Source organism: Paenibacillus sp. FSL P4-0081 (assembly GCF_000758565.1).
Lineage (GTDB): Bacteria > Bacillota > Bacilli > Paenibacillales > Paenibacillaceae > Paenibacillus_AQ > Paenibacillus_AQ phytohabitans.
This window is the reverse complement of the sequence record NZ_CP009280.1, coordinates 4,008,203-4,033,121: the sequence shown is the minus strand read 5'-3', so window position 1 is coordinate 4,033,121 and position 24,919 is coordinate 4,008,203. Positions and strand designations below refer to the sequence as shown.

Sequence of the window (24,919 nt, the reverse complement as noted above, 5' to 3'; positions counted from 1 at the left end):
AGTCCGCTTCATACAACACTGGCTTTCTTGACCAAATGCAACATAGAATTGCTTACAATAAAAAAGACCGCCTCCATTATAGCGGAGCACAGCCTTTCACTAAATCCCGGCACAACATTATAGCTCTATCCGGTAGAACGGTCCTCATTTCTCGACTGATAGAAGGCCAGGCCCCATACAAGCAGAACCAAAGGAATGAAGACAAACCAGGGAAGTGTGACGGTATCTCCAATAATGAACGAAATAGCCAGCAGAATGACTACCACGATAATGGAATACAACATCCCTCTGCCAAAAGTTCTCATAATACTCTCCTCCTGTCACTGGATTATATTGTATATTACCCCGGTGACTGAAGTTTAAGCTCCTGGCTCTCCATGACAAAAGCAAACACCGGATAACTCTCCACAGGCTCGAATCCCAGCTTCAATGCCAGCCTGTGTGACGCGGTATTCTCATGTGTGGTTTCCCACAACGGAAGCTGGCCTCTGTCCAGGTAATAACTAATCAGTGACCGTGCGGCTAGCGTTGCGTATCCTTTGCCGCGCTCAGCTTCTGAGTATGTATCCACATCAATGAAATATCTGTTGTTATCGGTGAAGCCGTTATGCTTACAGACAGAGACTGCCTGACCCTCTACCTTCACCACAGCTCCGGTGGTTGTCAGGCTGCTGAAGCGGTTATGTATGTCAGACATATCATCTTCATGCTCCTCCAGAACAGGAAATTGCCTGTAGTCAACGGTCACGCCGCTGCCTGAAGCGTCTTCCGTAACCTTACTCTCAGGCGGATTAAACCTTGCACGATTGAACTCATATACCGATTCCATATGTCTATATACTTGCAGTCCGGCATATCCGGGCTTAAATAATGCCGTCCATGCATCACAATCATCCGTGTATATCTCGAACCAATTCTTTTGCCGCCGCCGGCAATCCGGAATCACTTGGGTCTGCAAAAATGCTGTCAGCTTCATCCTGTTCAGCTCTGTTCTGATATCTCCGGCAGCATACATCCATCTCCCCGTAGCCCATACCACGGCAAGGGATGGTGCAGCTGCATCATCGGCAAATACCCGTCCGGGATAATTCCCCTGCAAGACTGACAATGCGGGAATATGCTGCTTCTTATCGGCAAAAAAAACTTCAGCCGCAGGATAATTCTCAAATTTCAGCTCAATCATCGCATTAAACCTCCAATACAATCCATGTTTCCGTTTACAATAATACTCTATTATGCTATTTGTCGACAATGGTAGCAATTCACTTGTGGATTATCGATATATTTGGCAATTTTTAGTTATACTCGGTATTCTATATCTCTACCATCATCTCAGTTGAAGCGCTGCGCGATTTGGAACTGAAGGAAGGCTCTCCTGTTACCGCAATTATCAAAGCTTCCTCCGTATTGCTGATGGCATAACCGGCTTTCAGCTTACGCCGGGTATGCGCATAGCCTATACACGCCCGCACGCCAAAAAACCTGATCCGGCGATCCTCCGCCGATCAGGTCTTTTAGGTTCAATACCGCAGCACCAGCACAAACCGCATCCCCTGCTCCAGCGGCTCTGCGAAGATGTCGCCGCCCATCTTCACCAGCAGCTGCTTGCAGATGAATAGGCCGAGACCGTTGCCCGGCTTCCCGTCCGCGTTGGAGCCGCGCCAGAAGCTGGTGAAGATATGGGGCAGCTCGCCCAGCAATAGCGGTTCGCCTGAATTCTCAATGACGATGAGCTGGCGGTACTCCTCTTCCCGGAAGGTCATGCTGACCGTACCGCCATCGCCGTATTTTATCGCATTCTCGATAAGATTATTAAGCACTTCAAACAGCCTGTCCAGATCACCCAGCAGCAGCTTATCCTGATAAGGCCCCACCTTCAGCTCTATCTTCAGCAGCTCCAGCCGTTCTTTATGACCCGGGACAACCTTCCTGATCAACTCACTGATGTAGAACTCTCCCGGCACGACCTCCATCTCCTGCAGGGAGGAGACCGAGGCCGTGATAATATCCCCGATCAGCTGCTCCATCTGCTCCGCTTTCCGGCCGATCAGCCTGGCGGCCGCTTGGCGTTTCTCTTCACTGTCATAGAGGCTGCCGTCTAGGGCACTGGCGTACAGCCTGATTGCGGCGACTGGTGTTTTGAGCTCATGTGACAGGGAGGCGACCAGCGTCTGGCGGTCTTTTTCCAGGCGGAGATTGGTCTGCTTCTGGGCATCCAGTGTCTGCCGCAGCAGGTCCAGCCCCCATACGAAACGGCCGAAGAACCGGCTCCGGTGCTCCTTCATGCCTGTATTTAATTGGCCTCTGGATAACTCGTAAGGCAACTCCTGTAAGGTGTGAAACGGCTGCAGGATCTGCCTCCGGATATAGAACAGCAGTGCAGTCACCGCCCCAAGCGCCGCCAGCAGGAACACATTCAGGATCAGGAACACGCTGTGATCCGCACCGGGCAACCGGTATGAGAACCTTAAATACCCTGTCAGCTGCTGCTCCAGATAGACAGGTTTGACCGTGAATTCGTATGAATCCGCTACACCTATTCCGGCAAAAAACCGCTCAACAGCCTGTGCTTCCGCCCCCTGATCTATCCAGCTTAATCCGTTAACGTATGTATAATCTCCCGGAGTAAGTATAATCTCTTCCGGCAGCACCCCGCGCTGCACCTGATCAATAATCCGGTTGATCTCCACCCGGTAAGCTTTGCCGGGCTCCCGTACTTCCCGGTAGGATACATATCCATTCAGAATGGCAATCACGATGAACCCGGCGAGTAATGTCCAGAGAATCAGCCGGTTAAATGCCTTCATATTTGTATCCTACCCCCCAGACGGTTACAATCCGCCTCGGCTCTTTGGGGTTCAGTTCGATTTTGTCCCGCAGCTTATTCATATGTACCGTCAGCGTAGAAGGCTCACTGAAGCTGTCTGCTCCCCATACCTGCTGGAACAGCCACTCTTTGCGCAGAGCCTTTCCCTTGTTATTCATCAGCAGCACCAGCAGCTCATATTCCTTGGCCGTCATCCCGAGCGGCTGCCCGCCTCTATACACCGTCATCGAGGTCCGGTTAACTGTAAGGTCTCCATCAGCCAGCAGCTGCTTATCATCGTTCATCTCATAGCTGCGCCGCAGATGTGCTTTGACCTTGGCTGTCAGCAGGTTGACCGAAAAAGGCTTCTCCAGATAGTCATCTGCACCCAGCTCCAGACCGATAATCTTATTGTCATCCCCATGGCGTGCACTCATAATCAGAATCGGCAAATTGAACTTCTCTCTGGCGAGTCTGCAGACGGCGAAGCCGTCAAGCTCCGGCAGCATAATATCGAGCAGCAACAGCTTGACCGCGTGTACTTCCAGATATGCCAGTCCCTTTTCTCCGGTGTCTGCAATGAATACAGAATAACCCTCCACCTGCAAAAAATCCTTAATCACCTCCGCCAGCTCCGCATTGTCTTCAATGATCAGAATATCCGCCACGGCTATCTCCTCCTGCTGCTTGTTACCAGCCCATCTCCATCAGCCAGCCCGTCAGGCTGCGCTCACGTTCCCTCGAACCCTGCTCCGGCGAATATTTGCCCAGGACATGCTCGCCCTGAATATTTCCGTCCACCATATATAATACCTTATCGCTCTGTGCGGCGACCTTCACATCATGGGTTACAATCATAACGGTTGTTCCCTCACGGTTGATCCGGCACAGCTCATTCATTACTTCCTGGGCTGCTTTTGAGTTGAGCGCACCTGTCGGCTCATCGGCAAACAGCATCGCCGGCTCATTAATCAGCGCCCGGCATATACAGGCCCGCTGCAGCTGTCCCCCGGATACCTCTGTAATGTCATGTGCCGCAGTTTCAATTATATTCAGCTTCCGCATTAGAGCATCGGCGTACTGATTGACATCGCTGCGGCTGCGCCCGCTTCCTTTGCCGGATAGCGCCTGATAGCCCGATAGAATGATATTATCATAAACGGACAGATTGCTCAGCATATGCATCTGCTGAAAGATGAACCCCATCTTATGCAGGCGCAGCCCGGCCATCTCTTTCTCGGAGAGCTGTGAGAGGCTCTGCCCGTCAAACACCACTTCCCCCGCCGTGAGCCGGTCCATCCCGCTGACAGTATAGAGTAGCGTTGATTTGCCCGATCCGGACGGTCCCATTACGGACACGAACTCTCCTTCATGAAGCGTAAGATTAATATTCCGCAGGACATTATTCTGTCCTTTGTTTACAATATAGGTTTTGCATAGATTGGTTACTTCCAGTACGGCTGCCATTTCTGTATTCCTCCTTGGGTAGTTGTTTGCAGTTCGCTAATACTCACTCATTCTTTATTCATATTCCAGATCTGCACGCGCCTGATTTGTCCGCAGCTGGTGTATACCGCCAGCATGACGACAGCAAGCATCAGGAGCGGATAGAAGACATAGACCTGAAGAGGAATGATGACGAGGTCCAGCTTCGTCAGACCGAATATCCTGAAGATGATGCCGAGCAGACGTCCTCCAAGGGTATTCGCTGCGATCACCCCAAGGATTAATGAGGCAGCCATGATAATCAGAATGCGCAGTACCTGCCACAGCCGGATGGCTGAATTCGTGAAGCCGATGCTTTTCATGACCGCAATGCCGTGTACTTCCTTCGTAATCATCAACCTGACGAACAGACTCGTAATAAAGAACGTAATAATGCAGATAATCGCCGTGAGCAGTGCATTGAGGCTGCGCAGCTGGCTCATGAACCCTCCGGTAGTCTCTCCCAGCATTTCCATCCCCGATTTGATGTTGAGTCCGCTGATTTGGCTCTGAATGTCCTTAATAATTTCAGCCTTCTGCTCCTCCGGGGCATGGATATTACCAGAAAACAGGTAAGCTGATATAACCTTCGGGTTGTAATCCCGTGCAATCCAGACGCCATAACCTTCGTTAGAGATACTCTGGAACAGTCCGCTTATCATGAAAGTGCTTTGCTTGCCATCCATTTCAAACTCAATAGTATCCCCTACCTGCTTACCGTACTTCTCGGACATGATGCTCGTTATGGCAATTTCATTCTTAAGTATAGGGGCAGTGCCCTCCAGATATGGAATGGACTCATCCTGATCATTCTTCTGGGCGTTGATGCGCCGGTTATCCTGACCGTCATCTGAGATATATTTGATCAGGAGCGCATAGTTGGCCGTGAGCGAGACATCGAAGCCTTTATCGCGGAAGCTCTGGCTGAGTATCGCCTTTTCCCGCTGGATCTCATCCACAGACTTCTCAGTCATTTCCGTTTTGGTATAGAAATCCGCCCCGACTGTGCCGAAATACTCTAAAAACTTAGGGGTAACGATCGTATTGGTCAGATTAACCGGGATGAGGATGATCGCTGTACTCAGGACAAGAGTCAGGATGAGTGAAGTGTAGCTCTTCAACCGGTTCAGCACATCGCTCAGCGCCAGGAAGAATGCGGTGTGCAGGTAGCGGCTTTTATGTAAATGAATTCTGCGGGAAGCCTTGAAGCGTTCTCCTGTCTGGCCTTGCCGGATGGCGTCAATGGCGGAAGCCTTGTTAATCTTGCGCATACAGAGCAAACAGAACAGCAGAATGAAACCTATAATGGCTACAGTACTGCACGCGGATATAATGATGCTGATACTGCCGCCCGGCAGAATCATATACTGCGAAGTCCTGCCGGACATCAGCCCTGTAAGCGGAAGACTGATTCCAAGTCCGATGATGCCGCCAAGCAAGGACAGCCCCATATATTTCGTTAAATAGAGCTGTTTGATCGCGTGGTTCCTGAAGCCAATCGCCTTCATCACACCGATCTCCTTGTACTCATCCTGCAATGTAGAGACAATCGTGAAGCGCAGGGTAAGAAAGGCAATGAAGATCAGGAACAGGCTAATCGCAAACATCATTGCGGAGATGATCCGGTCTGTCATATAGGACATCGCAACGAGCGACTTGTCGACCTCGAAGTTAATCGGCAGATCCGCACCGGCAAAGGCTCCGGACAGTTCAGTAGGCTCGATACCCGGAACAGCGTTGAAACTCCATAAATTCACGCGGGAATTCTCCGGCAGCGTCTTCTCAATTTCGTTAAAGTCTTCTGTGGAGATTATCAGACGTTTGAGGCCCAGCAGATTCGAACCCATAAATGCATCCTTGAAGTAACCGCTGACGGTAAAAGTTCTCGTAATCCCTTCCAGCTGGAAGCTGATCCGCTCTCCAGTTTGGATGCCGCTAGTCAGCATCAGGTTCGTAGGCAGTCCAATTTCCCCTTGCTGAAGGGTATAGGGCTCATTATCTGCGCCGAAGATCAGGTTCACCTGTTCCGGGATGGCGGACAGTACAAGACTTGTATTGCCGGAAAAGCTGGTACGCCCCTCTGGCATCTTGATTTGCTCCAGTGAAAGACTGATTTGTTTCTCCGTATACGCCGTCTCCACTCTCTTCTCATTCCGAACCCAGTCCTGGACCGCCCCGTTATATTCGGGATTATCCGCCAGTGTGATATTAAGATCGGCCACACGGCTCTTGTCAATAAAGCTGTCGAGGGCACTGGACGTCGAATACATCAGGCTGGAGCTGCTTGCTACGAGCGTTGAAGCCAGAATAATGAGTACCAATAGAACGGTATTCATCACTTTTTTACGCCGCAGATCTTTTTTAAGTATTTTCAGGAACACGATGTTGTTCTCCTTTCGTCAAGCTCTGTCCTGAGTATAGCGGGTCAATTATTAAATAATCCTTAAGTCGCTGCAAAAGAAGTCCGCGCAAAAAAAGAGCTACGGAATGATCCATAGCTCTCTGCTTGCTTCCAGCCTAAACGTCCTGCTCCGAGATCCCCGATTCCGGGTCAAAGGTAAGCATCTTCGTCGCTATTTTATCAATAAAGAACCGGTCATGGCTGACCGTAACTACCGCTCCGGGAAAATGAATGAGTGCCTGCTCCATCACTTGAATACTGGTCAGGTCCAGATGATTGGTAGGCTCATCCAGGATGATCACAGCAGCACCGGAGAGAAGACATTTCGCTAACGCTACTCTGGCCTGCTGGCCGCCGGATAGATGTCCGATCCTTTTACTCAAATCCACTTCAGAGAATTGCAGCATAGACAGGAATTTGTTCACTTTTTTCCGCGGCGCATCGAGTCCCAGACCATACACATTAACCGCATGACTTACTGTATCTTTAGGATCAAGCTCGTCCCACATACGATTGAAATACGCGTAACTGACACCTCGCTCCCAGGTCACAACCCCGGAATCCGGCTCCTCCTGACCCGTCAACACCTTGATTAGCGTCGATTTCCCGCTTCCGTTAGGGCCGACTATGACCATCCGGTCTTCCTTTTGGATGTCGAAGCTAATGTTCTGGAAGATAGTCCGGCCATCATACGTCTGGCCAATTCCCTTCACTTCACCGAGCTTGTCCGGAAAACGCAAATTGCTATAAATATCGGTAATCAGGACATTCACCGGATGCGGCTCCACCCGCTTTTTGATCTCCGTCAGCTTGCGCGACAGGCGGTCTTTGGGAGACTTTTTACGGCCCCGGGTATCAATGGCTTCAGACTCCATAAGCAGAAGTTCTTCTTCCCATTCAAACTGACGGTCGAGCACCTTTTTGCGCATCTTCTTTTTTTGAACATAATCGGTATAATTGCCTTCGTACTCCTGAAAATGATAATTCTCGATCTCTATGGTCCGTGTAACTACCCTGTCAATAAACTGCCGGTCATGTGAGACCAAAAGCATCGCCCCGGTGAAACGGTGCAGCCACTGCTCGAGCCATACGATTCCTTCCATATCCAAAAAGTTGGTAGGTTCATCGAGCAATACGACATCGGGCACCTCAATTAAGACCTTGGCCAGTGCCGCGCGGTTCCGCCACCCTCCTGATAACTCCTCTACAGGCTGATGCCGTGATCTCTCATCAAATCCCAGTTTAGTGAGCACCGTATTAATCTCCACCGAGACATTCCAGCCATCCAAATGATCCATCTGTTCAAAAAGCTCCGCTTGCCGTTCTAACAGGGTATTCATCTGGTTATCATCCGTTACTTGCCCAAGCTGTTCCCCGATCTGATGCAGCTCCTGTTCGATAAGCGTCACCTGCCCGAAGCACAGTTCCAGCTCCTGTTGAACAGATAAGGACCCGGATAGCTCCGAGAATTGGGAAAAGTAACTGATCTTAACCTTCGGGTCCAGCTCCACGTTCCCGGCCGTAGGCTGTTCTTGTCCCATGATCAGCTTGAATACCGTTGATTTACCTGCACCATTGCGTCCGATTAGACCTATGCGTTCACCTTTGCTTACGCGGAAATAGATATCTCTGAAGATCAATGTATCCTCATATTTCTTAGTCACGTTCTCCATACGTATTACACTCAAACCTATCGCCCCTCTGGTTCATAACATCAGAATTCATCTATCCGCACACAGAGGTGATTATAACATTAAATCCGTATTCCCGTTCTCCGATTACACAAAAGGCCGCGATCTGCGGCCTTTTCACTTGAAATTAGAGTTGTTTTTGGGCAAAATCATAAAACGCCACTGCTGCTTCCCAAGCCGGGAAGCCGGCCTGGGCCAGCTTGTCGCTGCCGCCGCCTTTGCCCTGGTATTCGCCGAGATGGGCTTTGAAGAAGGCCCCGCAGGACAGATCCGCAGCACCGCTGCGGGCGAGTACCACCTTATTCTCCACCGCGCTCAGCAACAGAACAGGAAGGTCGGTCAGCGCAGTAAGCTTCACAGCCAGACTCTGCAAATCCTTCAGCGTTCTGGTGTCGGAGATATGCGTAATCACCCGGCTGCCTGGTTCCATGGCGGATAATAGCTCCCGGGCCAGATAGATATCATTCTGTTCCTTAAGCGCAGCCAGTTCAGTCTGCACCAGCTTCTGCTCATGCTCCCATTTCTCAAACCGGTCGATAATTTCGTCCTTACCCGTATTGAACCTGGCTGACAGCTGCCCCAGAATACGTACATTGTCATTGAATTCATCCAGTGCGCGGCTTCCGCATTTGAAGGTAATCCGGGTGTTGCCCTTCTGCTTCTCGGAGCGCAGCAGCTTGATCATGCCGATGGCTCCTGTTGAAGCTACATGCGTCCCCCCGCAGGCGTTGTGTTCGACACCCTCTATCTCAACAATCCGGATATCCTCTGTCACCTTAGGCAGCTTCACAAGCGGCAGCCTGGCCATTTCTTCTGCTGTTACGAAGTAGCTGACAATGCTCCGGTTCAGGTAAATCTGCCGGTTGACCTCCTGTTCAGCCTCCGCCATCTGCGCAGCAGACAGCTCCGGCAGCCCGATGTCAATCGTGGCATAGTCACTTCCTAGATGGAAGCTAAGGGTCATGGCCTGGTACAAATCACGGAAGACCGCCGACAGCAGATGCTGTCCGCTGTGCTGCTGCATATGGTCAAATCTCCGGTTCCAGTCGATTCTGCAGTTAACCTCTGTATGCGCAGGAAGCTGCGCTACCTTATGAAGCACCTCATTATCTTCCAGCACTACATCCAGCACTGGAAGTTCACCTATGTACCCTGTATCACAAGGCTGTCCGCCCCCGTGGGGATAGAAGGCTGTCTCCGCAAGCGTCACATAGATCCCGTCTTCACGTTCTAAGGTTCCGCTTATAGTTGTACTCCATTCATTCAAATAAGCTGATTCATAATACAGCTTCTTAGTCATGGGTAAACTCCTTTCTGTTTGTCGTCTTCAGCGGGCGTGAAGAACCTTTCCATTACGACATAGTCCTTGCCGCCTTTGCTGAACACTTCTTCTGTCGCCTGCATTCCAAATTTCTTGTAGAAGCCCGCTTTGTAGGTTCTTGCGTTGCAATAGATCCGCTGTACCCCTGCCTGCTCTGCCTCTTTCAGTACGGTCTGCAGCAGTCTGCTGCCGTAGCCCAGACCCTGTTCCAGCTCCAGCGTAGCAAACTTGCGGAACTGTGCTTCTGTACCATTAATGAACAGGGATAACACTGACACCAGCTGTTCTCCCAGATACAGCCCGTAATGCACGCCCAGCTCATCATCCGCCAGCTTGATGTAATCCGGCTCACGCTCGGGCCACATCACTTCATGCCTCAGTTTCCATGCTTCTTCTTTCTGTATGATTCTGATCTCCATCTCATCCACTCCATTATATGTACTTAATGCATCGTATCCCATATCTGCTTGCCGATCAATATAACAGTAACTGTTATGAATAGCGGGCGGATGTAAGCCGCTCCATTGCGGATAGCTATTCTGGAGCCGACAATAGCTCCGATCACCATCGGAATGCCCAGGATCAGCCCATGGGTATAGCTGACAGAGCCGAGGGCAATAAACGTAAGCAGACTCGTGATGTTGCTGGCGAAATTCAGCATTTTGGCATTGCCGGCGGCCGTAACAAATTCGAAGCCCATCATCAGAAAAGCAAAGATCAGAAAAGATCCGGTTCCCGGTCCGAAGAAACCATCGTAGAAGCCTATGACCAGTGCCGCGATAATCCCGATCAGCCGTGTTCTGCCATTGCTGCCGGAGAAGGTGGATACGTCTCCCCATGCTTTTTTGAACAAAGTATAGACCGTTATCACTACCAGCATCACAATGACCAGCGGCTTTAGAAACTCTGATGGCACCTGGCGGACGGTAAGTGTACCGGCCACCGCACCTATAATGGACAACGGAATCAGTGTCCGGACCAGCTTGAAATTGATTTTGCCGGAGCGCACGAAAGAGGCCGTACTGGTCAGCGAGCACATGGACCCGGCTAATTTGCTGCTGCCCAGGAGCAGAGGAAGCGGAATCCCTACAGACAGCAGTGCAGGAATTGCAATCAGTCCTCCCCCGCCTACCACAGAGTCAATTAATCCGGCCAAAAAACCGCAAAGCACCAATACTGCCACCATGCCAATCGTCCAATCTTCCATCCTGCGGAAATCCCCCTGCTATGTACTTTACATTTGTTTTCAGTAAACTTCATTCAGCATACACAATTTTGGCGGGATGCACCATAGATTTGTGAAATTGCGCTCGGCTCTGGTTACTTCTGTCACGCCCATCCATGTGAAGCAAACCAGACACCGTCTCTGAATATGCTCCATGCCTCCTGCACAAAAGGGATGATATTCTCCGGAAGATCATCCAGCGGGAACCAGCGTAAATCATCGCATTTATCAGCCTCGGTGTTGCTAATCTCACCACTCCAATGCTCCGCTTTGAAGAAGAAATCAATCCGTTCATTTCCGGAAATCCGGATATGCATCGCTCCGAGCATTTCAAGGTCAGAAGGCGCGATAACAGCTCCGCATTCTTCCCGGACTTCACGGATGGCGGCGGAATGAAGCTCTTCTCCTCCTTCCAGCTTGCCCGCAGGCAGACCGTATTCTCCATCGTGATGCCCTGTATTCGAGCGCCGCAGTAGCAATATCTGCCCATCCTTGATCAGAAATACATGGACTACACTCAACAACCGGAAAGGTTCCATTTATTAATTCCTCCTGTTTGATCAGCCAACCAATTAAAGAGAACGCTAGTTTGCATATTTACAATCGACTATAGCATACCAGGGTGAGCTTTGTCAGACTGAAAGAGTACTGTCAGCTTCATCCAATGCTAAAAAGCGGTGAGGTTGCCCTCACCGCCCGCTTAGCCCCTGCTTCACTTTCAGGAACAAATCATTTATACGTATTCTGCTCATTTTTCTTATAGGTCGTTTTGTCATCCCTCAGGGATTCCTTGCGGATGTCACTCTTCTTCTGTTCCATCTGCTGTGCTTCCTGGCTGGTGACCGGGTCCTGATCAAGCTCCTTGACGGTATTAACCAGGTTCTTATCCGGTGTTGTAAATTCCTCCACTATATTGCCTCCTCTACGTAGTGTGCTGCTCGGTTCGGTTTATTTTGGCAAAGATCGGTATAGAATATACACAGCATGGCAGAAGTAAAAAAGCGGACAAGCCCGAAATAGGCTTATCCGCTTAGCAAAGCAGCTTATTCTATTCTTCCGAATCCACGTTGTGGTAGACCTGCTGCACATCGTCCAGTTCTTCGAGAGCGTCAATCAGCTTCTCGAACTGCGCCTGTGCATCTTCAGGCAGGGCCACATAATTCTGTGGAAGCAGAGTCAGCTCGGCTACGGTGAATTCCGTAATGCCTGCGCCGCGGAAAGCTTCCTGTACAGCGTGGAACTGGTCGGGTTCGGCATATACGATCACTGCTTCATCCTCTTCCAGCACATCACGGACATCCAGGTCTGCTTCAATCAGCAGCTCCATCACTTCATCCGCAGTTTTGCCTTCTACACCGATTACCGCTGTCGGATCGAACATATACGTTACCGAGCCGCTGACACCCATATTGCCGCCGTTCTTGCTGAAGGTGGAGCGTACCAGCGGAGCTGTACGGTTAACGTTATTCGTCAGCGCATCGACCACGATCATCGAACCGCTTGGCCCGAAGCCTTCATAACGAAGCTCCACGTAATTTTCGTCGCCGCTGCCTTTTGCCTTTTCAAGTGCGCGGTCGATAATCGCCTTCGGCACATTGTAAGTTTTGGCCCGTTCCAGAACCACCTTCAGTGCACGGTTGGATTCGGGATCAGGTTCACCCTTCTTAGCAACAACATAGATTTCTACACCGAACTTGGCGTAGACCTTACTTGTATTGGCATCCTTGGATGCTTTCTTTTCCTTAATATTATTCCACTTACGACCCATATCGTTACCGCTCGCTTTCCAACATTTGATTAAAAACAGTCCTGTACATTATACCTCTGTTCGATATATCCCGTAAAGGGCCGTCCGGCTCCATTCATAAATCCAGTAAAGACAGCATCCGCTCCGTCCCCGCAGCCTGAATAAGCATCGGCAGACGCGGGCCTTCATCCGCACTCAGAACCAGCTGATAGATAATGGTGAACAGCCTTTTTTGCTGAGTCCGCATTGTTTTTTTGTCCTCATGATGACAGATGGCGTAGATTTGGGTCATTCTCTGCGTTTCATCCAGCTCACAGTTTCTTAGCAGACTGCAAAGGGTGCGCAGCCATTTCAGCTCTGCCGCGTCCAGTGTATGATAATAGGCTAAGTCCGGCGAAGAATTGACCGTAATCAGCTTGTGCGGCATCCAGTTTCTGATCCAGTGCTCCGCCCGGTCCGCCGTCAGCAGCAGCTGATGCTCATCTGCCTTCTCCCCATTCTTGGTGAGAATATCCCGGAGCAGTTCCCGGTCGAAGTTGATTAATGGCAGCAGACTGGACACCTGACTGAAGCTCGGGGACGTTCCGGTAGAGCCGCTAAGCAACGATAACTCCAGCGCATCCGCAAGATCACCCGTTAATGTTCCGGCATGAACTCCAGCAGCATATCGCTCGAACTCCGCATAATTGCGCAGCACATCCTCATCCAGTCCAATATGAAAAGCCGCATTCGGCTGGTATTTGGCGAACAGGAACAGGATATTCTCCGGGGCATATATGTTCAGCAGATCATCGGGTGTGTAATTATGCCCGGAAGAGCTGGACATTTTGGCGTAGCTGCCTTTAATGCTGATAAATTCATAAGGCACATACATCGGCGGCGGGTTCCCGAAGATTCGCTCCGAGATCACTGCGGCCACATTATAGCTTCCGGTTTCAGACGAGTGATCACGTCCTCCAGGCTCAAACACCACCTGCTCCATGTTCCAGCGCATCGGCCAGTCGATTTTCCAGTGCAGCTTCAGGTTGTCAGCCTCAGGAACACATATGGTATCGGCATGACCGCACTTACAGCTGTACACCACGGTCTCTGCGCTGTCATCGAAGCTGTGAATCGTTGTCACATCTTTTCCGCACCGTCCGCAGTATACGTTCACCGGATAAAAAGCTGCCCGCTCTTCCGCAGAGCTCTCGCCAGTTTTGAACGACATCAGAATATCGTAGATCTCTTCCCGGTGGCGCAGGGCATGCAGGATTGCCGGATTATATCGGTGTGACTGGTATTCCCGGCTCTGATAGATGAATTCAGGCTCGATCTCAAATGCCTGCAGCGCCTGCTCAAACTCCGCCTCGAAATGTGCCGCGTACGAAGTATGGCAGCCATGCGGACAGGGAACCTGCGAATATGGCAGCCCTATATATTGTCCGAACGCAGGGTCCACAAGCTTCGGCACCTTCCGGAACCGGTCAAAGTCATCCCACGAGAAAATGAACCGTACCTCCTTCCCCGCCCGCCGCAGCGCTTTGGCTACAAACGAAGTGGTCACAATCTCGCGGAAATTTCCGATATGGACCGATCCGGACGGACTGATCCCCGATGCACATACAAAAGTCTGCCGCTCCGGATGGTTTTCTATTAACTGGCCTGCAATTTTTTCTGCCCAATGCATTGGCAAATCACCTCTACTGTTAGTATGGAGTTCATGTGGAGCCTGTTTGACTTGGCACGACGCCCGGCCGCCCGGGAACGCAAAAAAGCTCCCGCCCTCAAGATTGTTATCTTGAGGACGAGAGCTTGAATAAGCTTCGTGGTACCACCTCTGTTCGCGGACATGTTGCCAGGCCCGCCTCTTCGGGTACGGCCATTACGCTTATACCCTATCTCTGTAACGGGAGATCCCGGCATAGTATCCTTGGGCGCCGTGCCCAATTCCGTATGCAGCTCAGAGACTTTTTTCAGATCAGACGCTTCGCTGCCCCCTTTCACCACTCTGGAGCTCTCTGTGAACGTTGCCGCCTGCCTACTCTTCTCTTCATCGCTTGTGTGTATGTAAGTAATTATTTGCAAGTGTACTGCGGGAGCTGGGTTCTGTCAATAACAAAGCATTAACTGGGAACAGTCCCCCCCTTGGGAGATACCGGTGTGGAAGCTGTTAGGGTACCTCCTCGCACGATAAGCAAGTGGAAAAACGTATCTTAATTTCCCCATTTCTGAAGGAATAGTGAAAGCAAGTGGATAAATGACATCTAATACTATTGATTTTTGCTGCTCTGGGTGAAAGATGATCATTTAAGTGTTGTTTTTCCAACTGCTACCTTGACAGGGACCATTTGTTCATCAGCAAGTGGATTAAATCCAACTAATTCCGGGTCCTCATCCCGGCGCGTGGTGCTTGGCCCAAGGTGGTGGTCAACCCCCCATCCAATCAGGTCCTGGCGAAGCATATATCTTATATCTCCCCTCAAAAAAGAGAGCAGGTCACCCCTTCGTACAACCCCGCTCTCTATGCAGCATATACCTTCTACACCCAAACCTCATCCGCCGTCTCAATCACCAGCCGCAGCTTGTCCCACTGTTCTTCTTCCGTCAGGATATTCCCTTCCTCGGAGGAGGCGAAGCCGCATTGGGTGCTGAGACAAAGCTGATTAATATCCACGTATTGTGATGCTTCGGCGATCCGGGCTTTGAGCTGCTCTTTGTTCTCCAGGCCGCCATGCTTCGTGGTCACCAGCCCCAGCACAACAAATTGGTTACGAATAAAGCGCAGCGGTTCGAAATCACCGGAACGTTCATTGTCATACTCCAGGAAGAACGCGTCCACTTCGGCGCCAGCGAACAGCTCTTCGGCAACTGGCCCGTACCCCCCGGCAGCAAACCAGGTCGAGCGGAGATTACCTCTGCACACATGCAGCGCAATCGTCATATCCGCAGGGCGCGCAGCGATGCTCTCATTAATCAGCCGGACATAGTCCTTCGCCAGCTGGTCGGGATCGACGCCTCTGCTGCGCAGATGCGCCCGGTGTTTGCCGCTGCAGAGTGTACCCCACGTGGTATCATCCAGCTGCAGATACCGGCAGCCGGCATCATAGAAGGCCTGTATCGCATCCCGGTACACCCCGATGATATCTCCATACAGCGTTGCGGCATCCGAGTAGACCTCGTTTCCGTTATAATCCTGCACGAAATGAAACAGCGCCGGTGAGGGAATCGTCATTTTGGCAAGCGTGTCTCCGGCCATCTGCTGCAAACTGCTGAAATCTGCCACCATAGGATGGTCGCCGAATGCGATTTTCCCGGTAATCTTGAAGCTCTCGGCCCGGTTCACCGGTTCCTTGGAGCTGCCGGGCGGCCCGAGCGTGATCTTCTGCGTCCCCTGTACCCCGAAGAAGAAATCAAGATGCCACCAGGAGCGGCGGAACTCGCCATCGGTTACGGCATGCAGCCCCAGGGATTTCTGCTGCTGGAGCAGCTTGGCAATCTCTATGTTCTCAACCTCACGCAGTTCCCCGGCGGTCATGGTACCTTGGGCATGCAGGCTGCGCGCTGCTTTGAGCGCTTCTGGCCGCAGGAAGCTTCCGACAATGTCATAGCGAAAGGGCGGTGCATTTCTTGTCGATCCGATAACTGGACTACTCATACGTCCCTCCTGCTGTTAAAGTAAGAATGATTCAAGCTCGAAATAATTATCCGACACCAGATCATTCAGAATGTTAATATACCCCGACATAATCTCGCTCGGTTTACGGTCCTTGTGGGCAATCCAGCCGACAGAGAACACCTCTTTGCTGTCAAAAGGAATAGTGACCAGTCCCGCATCATTCAGCTCAGAGGCCATTATTCCTGTGCCTACCGTATACGAATCACTTCCGAGCAGCAGATGAGTCAGTGTGGCGCGGTCGGTAACTTTAATATTCTTCTCAATTTGTGTGAAGCTAAGCATTTCCTCCGAGAAGTGCAGTGAATTGTTATCCCCCTGCTCAAAAGTAATATAAGGAAACGCAAGAATATCATCAATAGTGATTCTTTCTTTGCCGGCCAGCACATGTCCTGCCCGCACATATACATGCGGATTCGTATTGAATAGCGGTGTAAACTTCAGGTTACCGTCGCTGAACAGCTTGTTCATTACCTTATAGTTACTCTCATTGATATACAGAATACCAATATCGCTGCGCAGGGTACGAACATCCTCAATAATCTCATAGGTCTGTGTCTCCCGCAGGCTGAAATTGTATTCCGCTATCTTGCTCTCCTTCATCAGTTTCACAAATGCGTCCGTAACAAAAGCATAGTGCTGCGTTGATACCGAAAAGTAGATCGGACTGCGTTTCTTGCCGGTATAGCGGTTCTCCATAAACTCCGTTTGTTCAATAATCTGCCGGGCATAGCCCAGAAACTCCATGCCTTCCGCCGAGATGCTGATCCCCCGGTTGTTGCGTTCGAAGATTGTAATGCCAAGCTCGCTCTCCAGCTCCTTGATAGCATTCGAGAGGCTGGGCTGTGACACAAATAGCCTTTTGGCCGCTTCGTTCATAGAGCCGCTGTTCGCAATCTCAATTGCGTAGCGGAGCTGCTGCAATGTCAAACCTGTTCCCCCTCTGATCAAGGAATTCACCTATGCTACAAATAAGAATTTAATAGTTATCCTATCACACCTTGCCGCGCCCAATCTACTAGGGATTATGCAGCGTGAAAAGCTAAGTTATTGGGTCCGCTTCTTGCCTGCATCGATTTTGGACGGATCCAGTCCTTCCCAGATATTCTTGATATCCGCCTGCTCGGGATTCTCAAACACCAGGAATGCCGTAGGCAGATAACGCTCCCCGTATTGTGAAGAAGGCTTGTTAAGAATCTCGTTGTCCTTCACCAGTACAGTGGATGATCCCCCGTCCAGATTGGCTGCGATCACAGCACCCTGCTTTAGCATAATCTGCTGCACATCATACAGGTTCGCCCCGATGCTGTAGCCCGGCTGCCGCCCGTCGATGACCACGAAGATCAGTGCACCGTCCGCCCGCTGGCCCATAGCCGTTCTTGGGGCGATCCCCCAGCCTTCAGCGGCATTCTTGATCTGGCCTTTGCCATTCACGATAATCCGCGGCTGAAAAGTAACCGCCTCCTGCACACCCATCTTGCTCAGCTCATCTAACGTATAGTTTCCGGCAATCATTTTGCCTTCTTTATCGAGGCCGACAATCTGTGTAGACTTCTTGCCGCCAAGTCCGTTATAGTACAGCTTCCCTTGCGAGACGACCAGTCCGATCGGCTTGAAGCCATTACCTTTCCAGTTCGGGTCGGCGAAGCCTCCACCGTTCACCCCGGCGATTGCCCCTGTCCGCGCCACCATACTGGATACCTTTTCCCCTGAACCGATCTTATTAGGTACACCGAGGCGAACCTTCTTCGGATCGTTAACAATCATCACATAACCTGCGTACCCGCTGCCAGTAACCTTTTCAATCTCGACCAGCGGTTTATCCTCCGGGACCACGGGCTCCGGCTCAATCACATGGGTGTCTACCTCATTGCCCATCTCCTGAAACCGCTCTGTATATTCGCTGACGCGGTTCTTAAGCTCATCTTCGCCAATAATATATTTGGCCATATACCGGTGTTGAGTCGTAATCAGTGTATCGGCGATCAGATAGCGGGTGTTCTGGGCAGACGGTGCAAGGTAGAGCCAGCCTCCGGCTATAATTAGCAGGATGAGGCAGAACATAAATACTCTGAAGACTGTACGGAAAAAGCCCCTTTTCTTGCGCTTACGGGCCGGTTTTTTCTTCTTGCGGACAGTGGAACGTTGCGGTAATGATGAAGAATTCACTTCTAGATATCCTCCCTAAACAAACCTTTTGTTGTATACTTCTATAAACTCACATATCTCATAATAGACCAATATAGAAGTTTAAAAGTTTCAGTTTGGTCAATTCTCTGCCCATTATCTGTTATTTTCTAACTCATCCATGTGGCTACTGACATTCCGTTGTCAGTAGCATTTTTGTATAATTGCTGAAAGAGATTACAGAGGAGAACTTACTATGCAAACTAATAACAATCCATTTATTTTTGAAACACCTCTCATTGAAGGTGTGATTTGCAGACGGCGTAACCGGTTCATTATGGAAGTCGAGGTTGACGGAGTCATTTATGATTGCCATTGTCCCACGACAGGCCGTATTGGTGACATCATTTTGCGTGATGTTCCTTGCCTGCTTTCACTAAGCAATAATTTATCAAGAAAGACCCTTTATACAGTGGAGGCCATATCAGTTGATTTACCATCCAATGCCACTAAATCATGGATAGGAATCAATCAGAATGCAGCAAATAGATATGTAGAGCATTTTATTAAAAGCGGCCAGCTTTCTGGTATGGTGAATAATGGTGAAGCAATAAAAAGAGAACAAAAAGTCGGCAACTCCAAACTTGATTTTCTTGTAGGAAATACTTACATTGAGGTCAAAACACCCCTTACGCGATTACAGGTCGAGGTTAAGGATCATATCGAAACTAAGGAAGGAAGCAGCTTCACTTCCTTTGAAAGATTCATAAAACATATTGGGGAACTGGCCCATAGTTTAAATAAAAATGACAAAGCAATCCTGTTGGTATGTTTCATCTATGATAGTTCTAAATATATGGGCTCATCGGGCGGGAAGTATAGCAGCTATATCCGGAATTCCGTGCAATCATCAATAAACCAAGGGGTTGAAGTGTGGCAGGTTAATTTCAAAATAACCCCTACTGAAGTAAATCTCATACGTTATTTTGAAACCACGAAAGATATGATCAAGGGTTGAATTCTATACAAGGGAGTGCAGCTTCCATTGAATAAAACAGAGCGTCTTTTATCGATTGTGATGGAACTACAGCGAAGCAAATTGCATACGGCTGATGAATTAGCAGCGGTCTTAGGTGTTAGTGTAAGAACGATCTATCGTGATATGCAGGCTCTGAGTGAAGCGGGAGTTCCCATCATCGGTGAGACAGGATTAGGATACTCCTTAATGGAAGGCTATTTTCTTCCACCCATCAGTTTTACCACAGAAGAGGCAGTATCACTTCTTCTTGGAGCTGAATTCATAGAGAAACGTTTTAATCCGACTTATCGCAATAGTGCCCGTTCTTCCCGAAGAAAAATAGAAGCCATTCTTTCCCGGCCCATGCGTGAAGAGACAACCCGAATACAAGGGAGCATCCGGTTGCTTCAAAGGGATGAAAAGGTCAAAATGGCCCGGGAGAAAGTAAACTTGGGAATCATTCGTGAAGCCATGCTGGAGGGCAAGAAACTTCGTTTAACCTATCACAAGCGGGTGGCTGAAGCTGGTGGGAACCGGGTAAATGTGCGAACTGTATCGCCATACGGATTGGCACATGATGAGCAGAATGGCTGGCTGTTACTTGCTTTCTGCGACCTAAGGGAGGATATCCGCCATTTTCGGGTCTCCCGGATCAGTGACCTTACCGTGACTGAGGATACGTTTCAGACTCCCGATAACTTCAACCTTGAGTCCTACCGGCCGAAGGATACCCGCAGCATACGGGTCTGTGCCATTTTTAATCCAGACATCACAGATAGAGTTGAAGAAGCTAATAACTATTATATGGAGACTGCCGAATCTAAAGAGGACGGTTACCATGTCACTTTTCGTGTCCACGAGCCGGAAGAATTGCTGAGCTGGATGCTTGGATGGGGGGCAGATGTAGTAGTCACTGAACCTGAATCCTTCAAAAACCGGATAAGAGAAGAAATCGGAAAAATGAAAGAACGCTACTGACATGCTGTTGGCAGTAGGGGGCTTGTATAATCAAGACATACGAATAGTACATTGAAGATTTGCAAATGCTGATTTTGAGGCGATGGCGAGTCAGATGATTATTCTAATAACATAAACAGGAGGACATTATTATGTCAGCAATTGGACCCGACTTCATTTCAATTCAGGTGAGCAATCTTGAAGGCTCTGCGGAATTCTATCAAAACTATCTCGGACTGGTACGCTCTCAAGCAGGACCACCTCATGCTGTAGTCTTTGATACCAAGCCTATAGCATTTGCTCTTCGTGACCTAATGCCTGGAACAGAACTCGGTGCAGGGACTCAACCTGGACTTGGTGTCGCTCTGTGGCTTCATGCCCCTGATACGCAAGACATCCACGACAAGCTTATTGCAGCAGGCGTAACAATTACATCCGCACCAATAGACGGACCCTTCGGGCGAACCTTTTCATTTGCCGACCCGGACGGTTATCAGGTTACTCTTCACAGTAAAGGCTAATACGCAAAAGTATTCAGCTTAATAACTAGTGATAGGCTCCCCATATGGTAGACAGGTGAGATCATACAACCTGTTACTGTCAGGGGAGCTTTTTCATGCCGGCGAATGGTCAAGCTAAGTGGAACACCTTGTACGGCAAGGCTATTTCTCCAACTCATAGCGGGCCGCGATAATGCCCGACTTGAGCGTTCGGCTGGACAGCAGCTTGAGCCTGATTTTCTCACCGTCATCGTGGAATGCTGATTTCCCACTGCCCAAAATGACCGGACAAATCGTCAGCAGGAATTCGTCTATCAGACCGAGCTCAAGCAACGTCTTCGCCGCCCCCGGGCTGCCGAAGATAACGAGATTGTTGCCAGGCTGTCCCTTGAGCGCCTTGATTTCCTCTGCGATATTATCCTTGATCAGCATCGTATTGTTCCATTCCACAATGTCCATCGAGCCGGAAATAACGATCTTCTTAACATCCTGCAGCCATTTGGCATGCTCCGTATCGTGCCTCGACGCATTCGGATCGTCCAGCACCGAGGGCCAGTAGCTCTCCATCATCCGATATGTCGTGCGTCCGTATACGGGAGAGCCGACCTCGGTTACGACCTCCTCAGCGTATTTCTCTAATTCCTCGTTATACGGAATCCAATCTAGTCCTCCATTCGAATCCGATGCATACCCGTCCAGTGACACATGCATGAACAATACGAGTTTTCTCATGTTTGCTTCTCCTCCGATTTCGAATTCTCTTCAAAGATAATAATATTGTGCAAATCCGTTCGTTCTGAGCATATCACGCCTTCCGGACAGCGGGCGAGTAAAATACGTCAGCATGCATATGCTGAATTTCGGCCCAGTTGCGGGGATTGGTCGTATCTGGTGCACCGTGCTCCAGAATGTCCTGATATAGGGCAGTTTTTTGTTCCAGATGGGCTATATGCCGTTTGGCTTCTTCAAGCTTAATGAGCGCTGCTTCTTTATGCTTCATTATGAGTTCACTGCGTTGCGGTAGGGTCGAATCTCCTTCGAGACAGAGACCGATGTATATTTTGATAACTTCAATCGTCATCCCGGATTGCTTGAGACATCTGACGCCATGCAGCCAGTTGATCGATTCTTCATCGAACAGCCGGATATTATTCTGGTTTCGCTGTACGCTGGGCACCAGCCCTTTATCGGTGTAAAAGCGTACAGCATGCTCAGTGAGTCCAGTAATCTGGGCGGCTTCTTTGACCGTATGCATGTGTGATCCTCCTTGAAAAAAATGATAAGACCGCTTGACTTCGTGTTACACGAAGGCGATAGGCTTATTGTAATGCAACTCGGATGGAAGTGGAACCCCCGCTGCAGTATCCTTCTTCCGGATACACACCGTTTGCTGTTACACATCTGAATACTTGGAGGAATTATAATGCTAAACGTAACCTTAAACAATGGTGTGAAAATGCCGATCATCGGTTTTGGTGTCTACCAAATCCCGGATGCTGGAGAATGCGAGAACGCCGTATATGAAGCTCTGATGGCTGGATACCGCCTCATTGACACAGCGGCTGGTTACCTCAACGAGGAAGCGGTCGGACGCGCAATCAAGCGTAGCGGCGTGAAGCGTGAGGAGCTGTTCATCACGACCAAGCTTTGGGTTCAGGATGCCGGCTATGAGAGTGCCAAGCTGGCGTTCGCCAAATCCTTGAATAAGCTGCAGCTGGACTATCTCGATCTATACCTTATTCACCAGCCGTTCGGGGATTACTACGGCGCTTGGCGTGCGATGGAAGAATTGTACCGTGAGAACAAGATCAGGGCGATCGGTGTCAGCAACTTCCTGCCCGACCGTCTGATGGACCTCATTGTGCATAACGAAATCGTACCCGCTGTCAACCAGATCGAAACGCACCCGTTCTACCAGCAGGCCGAGAGCGCTGCTTTTATGAAAGATCAGGGCGTGCAGCACCAGTCGTGGGCGCCGTTCGCTGAAGGACTGGGCAACATGTTCGGCAACGAAGTACTGGCTTCAATTGCTGAAAAGCACAACAAGTCCGTCGCCCAGGTCGTGCTGCGCTGGCTTGTTCAGCGTGGTATCGTTGTGATTCCAAAATCAGTGAGAAAAGAGCGGATCGCGGAAAACTTCAATATTTTCGATTTTGAGTTGAGCGCGGATGACATCGGACAAATTACCGCCCTCGATACGCGGGATAGCCTCTTCTTATCCTATCACGATCCGAAGTTCGTCAAGATGCTGGGCACCTTGAGAGTCGATCTGTAAACCTTGATCATACCGTAAGCTCATCACATCTTTATCTTTATCTATGAAAAAGGGACAGGGCGGCCGCACGGCCACTGTCCTTTTTTCATTATTTTCTTAGTCTGCAACTCCAGCCAATCACCGGTGTCTGCCTACACCGCCTCCTCCACTTGCACTGCCGCCTCCGCCGGAATTATTATCGTCATCGTCATCATAGGAAGAATAACGCCCCGCTCCACCACCATTGGTAGAACCGCCATCCCCCTCATTTTCATCCTCGTAAGAGGAATAGCGCCCTACTCCGCCTCCGCTTGATGAACCGCCGCCTCCCTCATTGCTACCCCAGAAGCTTCTCTGCGAACTGCTGTGATTCAAGGCTTCGTTCCGATGCCGCTCATGACGGCGGTGCCGCCTCTGTCTCATTGTAGAACCTGAGCCGAACCTGGTAACGAGGCGGTTCATATTCTGCTGGTTGAACGGATTAAGCCTTGATCCGAAACGGGCAATTAAACGGTTGCGGCCGGAAGCAGCAAGACTGAATAGAGCAATGATTATCAGATACACTCCCATAATCTTTAATCCTGTAGATGCGCTGACAGGTTTCGGTTTACCGTTAATGTTCGATTTTACAGGTGATTTGGTTGCTGCTGCAGCGGATGATTTGGTACCCGCCGCCGCAGCCTCCTGGCTGGCATCTGCTCTGGCCAGGAAGAAGCTATAGAACGCGTTCGCCGTCCCGGTTGCCCCGCCTGCATAATCTTTTGCGGCAAATCCGGGTTCAAGCACCGTGTCCAGTATTCCGCCAATGCGTTCATTGGTCAAGACTCCATCGATTGCCTTGCCCTGTAATACATGATAATTATCTCCGCCGATATCGAGCACCAGCATCACATCTTTAGGCCCTGCGGCTACACCGGCGAACTTTGCGTACGTATAATCCTGCAGGCTTTTATCACCGGAATTCTTGATTGTCACTACATAGATCCCGCTTCCGGTCGTTGCCGCATAACGGTTGCTGGACTGGTTCAGATAATCCTTCGTTACCTGCTTGAAGACCCCGGCATTATCCGATACATAGTTTTTGGTGCTGACAGTTTCCGAATAGATTCCGCCAAGACTCTGAATTAACGCACCATAAGTTTTGCGCGCGCCAGCACTGTAATCCTTCTTGGCAAAATCCGGCTCCAGCGACTCCGAGAGAATCCGGGATAACACATTGTCGTTCAGCGTATCCTCCAGGCCTTTGCCCGGAACCGCCCAGTAATCATCATCCTGGGTGGAGAGCAGCAGCAGGACTCCGTTATTCTTATCTGCCGAACCGACTCCCCATGCATTGAACAGCGAGGTCGCATACTCTTCCATCGGTGTTCCGTTCGTAGTATTCACCGTCACCAGCACAACTTGAGCACCAGTCTGCTGATGCAGCTTCACGCCGTAATTGACCATATAATTCTCTGTCTTCTGATCGATTACGCCCGCGAAGTCATTCACATAAAAGGACTCCGAATGAGCGGGAACAGCTGCCTCCATCCGGCTTGGCGCCAGCGGCAGCAGAAGCAGGATCATAAGGATGACGGTAAACGCTGCTAGTATACTTTTACGATTCATTCGTACCCCTCCGCTAGTTATATCTCTTCTATACTATATCGGTTACGCACATTATGGTATATAGTTCCATTCCGGTTGTACTTATGTATGAAGCAAAAAAATGGCAGGCCAGCCCGCAAAAGGG

Annotated in this window: 25 protein-coding genes; 5 read left to right on the top strand and 20 right to left on the bottom strand. The window is 50.0% G+C overall.

What is annotated here, in order from left to right; translation table 11 throughout:
• Nucleotides 1-125 precede the first annotated feature (125 nt).
• Together P40081_RS17250 and P40081_RS17245 are read right to left on the bottom strand one after the other, a co-directional pair.
• Nucleotides 126-305 (bottom strand): hypothetical protein, encoded by a 180-nt coding sequence (locus tag P40081_RS17250; RefSeq protein ID WP_042137137.1) that lies wholly within the window; start codon nt 303-305, stop codon nt 126-128.
• Nucleotides 306-340: 35 nt separating this feature from the next.
• Nucleotides 341-1,183 carry a GNAT family N-acetyltransferase gene (locus P40081_RS17245; protein WP_042137136.1) on the bottom strand — a complete coding sequence of 281 codons (843 nt, stop codon included), beginning with the start codon at nt 1,181-1,183 and terminating at the stop codon, nt 341-343.
• Between the two features lie 134 nt (nt 1,184-1,317).
• Here P40081_RS17245 and P40081_RS39780 point away from each other — a divergent pair, with 134 nt between their 5' ends.
• Nucleotides 1,318-1,422, top strand: coding sequence for a TOBE domain-containing protein (locus P40081_RS39780; protein WP_144026215.1), 105 nt, complete (start codon nt 1,318-1,320; stop codon nt 1,420-1,422).
• Between the two features lie 98 nt (nt 1,423-1,520).
• On the opposite strand, the gene P40081_RS17240 is transcribed toward P40081_RS39780, so the two are convergent.
• The 15 genes from P40081_RS17240 to P40081_RS17165 all read right to left on the bottom strand — a co-directional run bounded on the left by P40081_RS17240 (nt 1,521) and on the right by P40081_RS17165 (nt 18,500).
• A complete protein-coding gene (locus P40081_RS17240) occupies nt 1,521-2,807 on the bottom strand; it encodes a HAMP domain-containing sensor histidine kinase (protein WP_052421867.1) in 1,287 nt (428 codons plus the stop codon).
• Entirely contained in the window at nt 2,794-3,474 is a 681-nt protein-coding gene (locus tag P40081_RS17235) for a response regulator transcription factor (protein WP_042137134.1), read from the bottom strand. Before P40081_RS17235 ends, P40081_RS17240 begins: the two co-directional genes overlap by 14 nt.
• 22 nt (nt 3,475-3,496) lie before the next feature.
• The gene (locus tag P40081_RS17230; protein ID WP_042137133.1) at nt 3,497-4,273 is read right to left on the bottom strand and encodes an ABC transporter ATP-binding protein; all 777 of its coding nucleotides are present in this window, start codon (nt 4,271-4,273) and stop codon (nt 3,497-3,499) included.
• Between the two features lie 47 nt (nt 4,274-4,320).
• The gene (locus P40081_RS17225) at nt 4,321-6,672 is read right to left on the bottom strand and encodes an ABC transporter permease (protein ID WP_042137132.1); all 2,352 of its coding nucleotides are present in this window, start codon (nt 6,670-6,672) and stop codon (nt 4,321-4,323) included.
• Nucleotides 6,673-6,808: 136 nt separating this feature from the next.
• Nucleotides 6,809-8,380, bottom strand: coding sequence for an ABC-F family ATP-binding cassette domain-containing protein (locus P40081_RS17220; protein WP_042137130.1), 1,572 nt, complete (start codon nt 8,378-8,380; stop codon nt 6,809-6,811).
• Between the two features lie 130 nt (nt 8,381-8,510).
• The gene (locus P40081_RS17215) at nt 8,511-9,683 is read right to left on the bottom strand and encodes an alanyl-tRNA editing protein (protein WP_042137129.1); all 1,173 of its coding nucleotides are present in this window, start codon (nt 9,681-9,683) and stop codon (nt 8,511-8,513) included.
• The gene (locus P40081_RS17210; RefSeq protein WP_179093642.1) at nt 9,680-10,123 is read right to left on the bottom strand and encodes a GNAT family N-acetyltransferase; all 444 of its coding nucleotides are present in this window, start codon (nt 10,121-10,123) and stop codon (nt 9,680-9,682) included. The genes P40081_RS17215 and P40081_RS17210 overlap by 4 nt, the downstream gene beginning before the upstream one ends.
• Nucleotides 10,124-10,146: 23 nt before the next feature.
• Nucleotides 10,147-10,911 (bottom strand): TSUP family transporter, encoded by a 765-nt coding sequence (locus P40081_RS17205; RefSeq protein ID WP_042137127.1) that lies wholly within the window; start codon nt 10,909-10,911, stop codon nt 10,147-10,149.
• 122 nt (nt 10,912-11,033) lie between these two features.
• Nucleotides 11,034-11,468 (bottom strand): NUDIX hydrolase, encoded by a 435-nt coding sequence (locus tag P40081_RS17200; protein ID WP_042137125.1) that lies wholly within the window; start codon nt 11,466-11,468, stop codon nt 11,034-11,036.
• A 190-nt stretch (nt 11,469-11,658) separates the two neighbouring features.
• Nucleotides 11,659-11,838 (bottom strand): hypothetical protein, encoded by a 180-nt coding sequence (locus P40081_RS17195; RefSeq protein WP_042137123.1) that lies wholly within the window; start codon nt 11,836-11,838, stop codon nt 11,659-11,661.
• A 139-nt stretch (nt 11,839-11,977) separates the two neighbouring features.
• Nucleotides 11,978-12,697, bottom strand: a complete 720-nt coding sequence (locus P40081_RS17190; protein ID WP_039291545.1) for a YebC/PmpR family DNA-binding transcriptional regulator — start codon at nt 12,695-12,697, stop codon at nt 11,978-11,980.
• Between the two features lie 94 nt (nt 12,698-12,791).
• On the bottom strand, nt 12,792-14,345 hold the full coding sequence (gene lysS / locus P40081_RS17185; RefSeq protein WP_042137121.1) for a lysine--tRNA ligase: 1,554 nt from the start codon (nt 14,343-14,345) through the stop codon (nt 12,792-12,794).
• A gap of 852 nt (nt 14,346-15,197) precedes the next feature.
• Nucleotides 15,198-16,313, bottom strand: a complete 1,116-nt coding sequence (locus P40081_RS17175) for a 5-methyltetrahydropteroyltriglutamate--homocysteine S-methyltransferase (RefSeq protein WP_042137117.1) — start codon at nt 16,311-16,313, stop codon at nt 15,198-15,200.
• 15 nt (nt 16,314-16,328) lie between these two features.
• Nucleotides 16,329-17,261 carry a LysR family transcriptional regulator gene (locus P40081_RS17170; protein WP_039291538.1) on the bottom strand — a complete coding sequence of 311 codons (933 nt, stop codon included), beginning with the start codon at nt 17,259-17,261 and terminating at the stop codon, nt 16,329-16,331.
• Between the two features lie 117 nt (nt 17,262-17,378).
• Nucleotides 17,379-18,500, bottom strand: coding sequence for a phosphodiester glycosidase family protein (locus P40081_RS17165; protein WP_042137114.1), 1,122 nt, complete (start codon nt 18,498-18,500; stop codon nt 17,379-17,381).
• 214 nt (nt 18,501-18,714) lie between these two features.
• Here P40081_RS17165 and P40081_RS17160 point away from each other — a divergent pair, with 214 nt between their 5' ends.
• From P40081_RS17160 to P40081_RS17150, 3 genes are all read left to right on the top strand, one after another.
• Nucleotides 18,715-19,476 (top strand): DNA/RNA nuclease SfsA, encoded by a 762-nt coding sequence (locus P40081_RS17160; RefSeq protein ID WP_042137112.1) that lies wholly within the window; start codon nt 18,715-18,717, stop codon nt 19,474-19,476.
• Between the two features lie 27 nt (nt 19,477-19,503).
• Nucleotides 19,504-20,454, top strand: coding sequence for a helix-turn-helix transcriptional regulator (locus P40081_RS17155; protein ID WP_042137110.1), 951 nt, complete (start codon nt 19,504-19,506; stop codon nt 20,452-20,454).
• Nucleotides 20,455-20,585: 131 nt separating this feature from the next.
• On the top strand, nt 20,586-20,954 hold the full coding sequence (locus P40081_RS17150; RefSeq protein ID WP_042137108.1) for a VOC family protein: 369 nt from the start codon (nt 20,586-20,588) through the stop codon (nt 20,952-20,954).
• 141 nt (nt 20,955-21,095) lie between these two features.
• Here P40081_RS17150 and P40081_RS17145 read toward each other — a convergent pair whose 3' ends face one another.
• Together P40081_RS17145 and P40081_RS17140 are read right to left on the bottom strand one after the other, a co-directional pair.
• Nucleotides 21,096-21,665, bottom strand: coding sequence for a dihydrofolate reductase family protein (locus tag P40081_RS17145; RefSeq protein WP_042137106.1), 570 nt, complete (start codon nt 21,663-21,665; stop codon nt 21,096-21,098).
• A 73-nt stretch (nt 21,666-21,738) separates the two neighbouring features.
• Nucleotides 21,739-22,188 carry a MerR family transcriptional regulator gene (locus P40081_RS17140; RefSeq protein ID WP_042137105.1) on the bottom strand — a complete coding sequence of 150 codons (450 nt, stop codon included), beginning with the start codon at nt 22,186-22,188 and terminating at the stop codon, nt 21,739-21,741.
• 168 nt (nt 22,189-22,356) lie between these two features.
• Between P40081_RS17140 and P40081_RS17135 the strand changes: the two genes are divergently transcribed.
• A complete protein-coding gene (locus tag P40081_RS17135; RefSeq protein ID WP_042137103.1) occupies nt 22,357-23,208 on the top strand; it encodes an aldo/keto reductase in 852 nt (283 codons plus the stop codon).
• Nucleotides 23,209-23,325: 117 nt separating this feature from the next.
• Here the strand turns inward: P40081_RS17135 and P40081_RS17130 are convergent, their stop codons facing one another.
• On the bottom strand, nt 23,326-24,795 hold the full coding sequence (locus tag P40081_RS17130) for a TPM domain-containing protein (protein WP_042137101.1): 1,470 nt from the start codon (nt 24,793-24,795) through the stop codon (nt 23,326-23,328).
• Nucleotides 24,796-24,919: the final 124 nt, after the last annotated feature.

Excerpts from the sequence above, each read along its gene's own strand:
- P40081_RS17250 (WP_042137137.1), bottom strand. The coding sequence starts at position 305 with ATGAGAACTTTTGGCAGAGGGATGTTGTATTCCATTATCGTGGTAGTC.
- P40081_RS17245 (WP_042137136.1), bottom strand. The coding sequence starts at position 1,183 with ATGATTGAGCTGAAATTTGAGAATTATCCTGCGGCTGAAGTTTTTTTT.
- P40081_RS17240 (WP_052421867.1), bottom strand. The coding sequence starts at position 2,807 with ATGAAGGCATTTAACCGGCTGATTCTCTGGACATTACTCGCCGGGTTC.
- P40081_RS17230 (WP_042137133.1), bottom strand. The coding sequence starts at position 4,273 with ATGGCAGCCGTACTGGAAGTAACCAATCTATGCAAAACCTATATTGTA.
- P40081_RS17215 (WP_042137129.1), bottom strand. The coding sequence starts at position 9,683 with ATGACTAAGAAGCTGTATTATGAATCAGCTTATTTGAATGAATGGAGT.
- P40081_RS17210 (WP_179093642.1), bottom strand. The coding sequence starts at position 10,123 with ATGGAGATCAGAATCATACAGAAAGAAGAAGCATGGAAACTGAGGCAT.
- P40081_RS17205 (WP_042137127.1), bottom strand. The coding sequence starts at position 10,911 with ATGGAAGATTGGACGATTGGCATGGTGGCAGTATTGGTGCTTTGCGGT.
- P40081_RS17200 (WP_042137125.1), bottom strand. The coding sequence starts at position 11,468 with ATGGAACCTTTCCGGTTGTTGAGTGTAGTCCATGTATTTCTGATCAAG.
- P40081_RS17190 (WP_039291545.1), bottom strand. The coding sequence starts at position 12,697 with ATGGGTCGTAAGTGGAATAATATTAAGGAAAAGAAAGCATCCAAGGAT.
- lysS (WP_042137121.1), bottom strand. The coding sequence starts at position 14,345 with ATGCATTGGGCAGAAAAAATTGCAGGCCAGTTAATAGAAAACCATCCG.
- P40081_RS17175 (WP_042137117.1), bottom strand. The coding sequence starts at position 16,313 with ATGAGTAGTCCAGTTATCGGATCGACAAGAAATGCACCGCCCTTTCGC.
- P40081_RS17160 (WP_042137112.1), top strand. The coding sequence starts at position 18,715 with ATGCAAACTAATAACAATCCATTTATTTTTGAAACACCTCTCATTGAA.
- P40081_RS17150 (WP_042137108.1), top strand. The coding sequence starts at position 20,586 with ATGTCAGCAATTGGACCCGACTTCATTTCAATTCAGGTGAGCAATCTT.
- P40081_RS17145 (WP_042137106.1), bottom strand. The coding sequence starts at position 21,665 with ATGAGAAAACTCGTATTGTTCATGCATGTGTCACTGGACGGGTATGCA.
- P40081_RS17140 (WP_042137105.1), bottom strand. The coding sequence starts at position 22,188 with ATGCATACGGTCAAAGAAGCCGCCCAGATTACTGGACTCACTGAGCAT.
- P40081_RS17135 (WP_042137103.1), top strand. The coding sequence starts at position 22,357 with ATGCTAAACGTAACCTTAAACAATGGTGTGAAAATGCCGATCATCGGT.
- P40081_RS17130 (WP_042137101.1), bottom strand. The coding sequence starts at position 24,795 with ATGAATCGTAAAAGTATACTAGCAGCGTTTACCGTCATCCTTATGATC.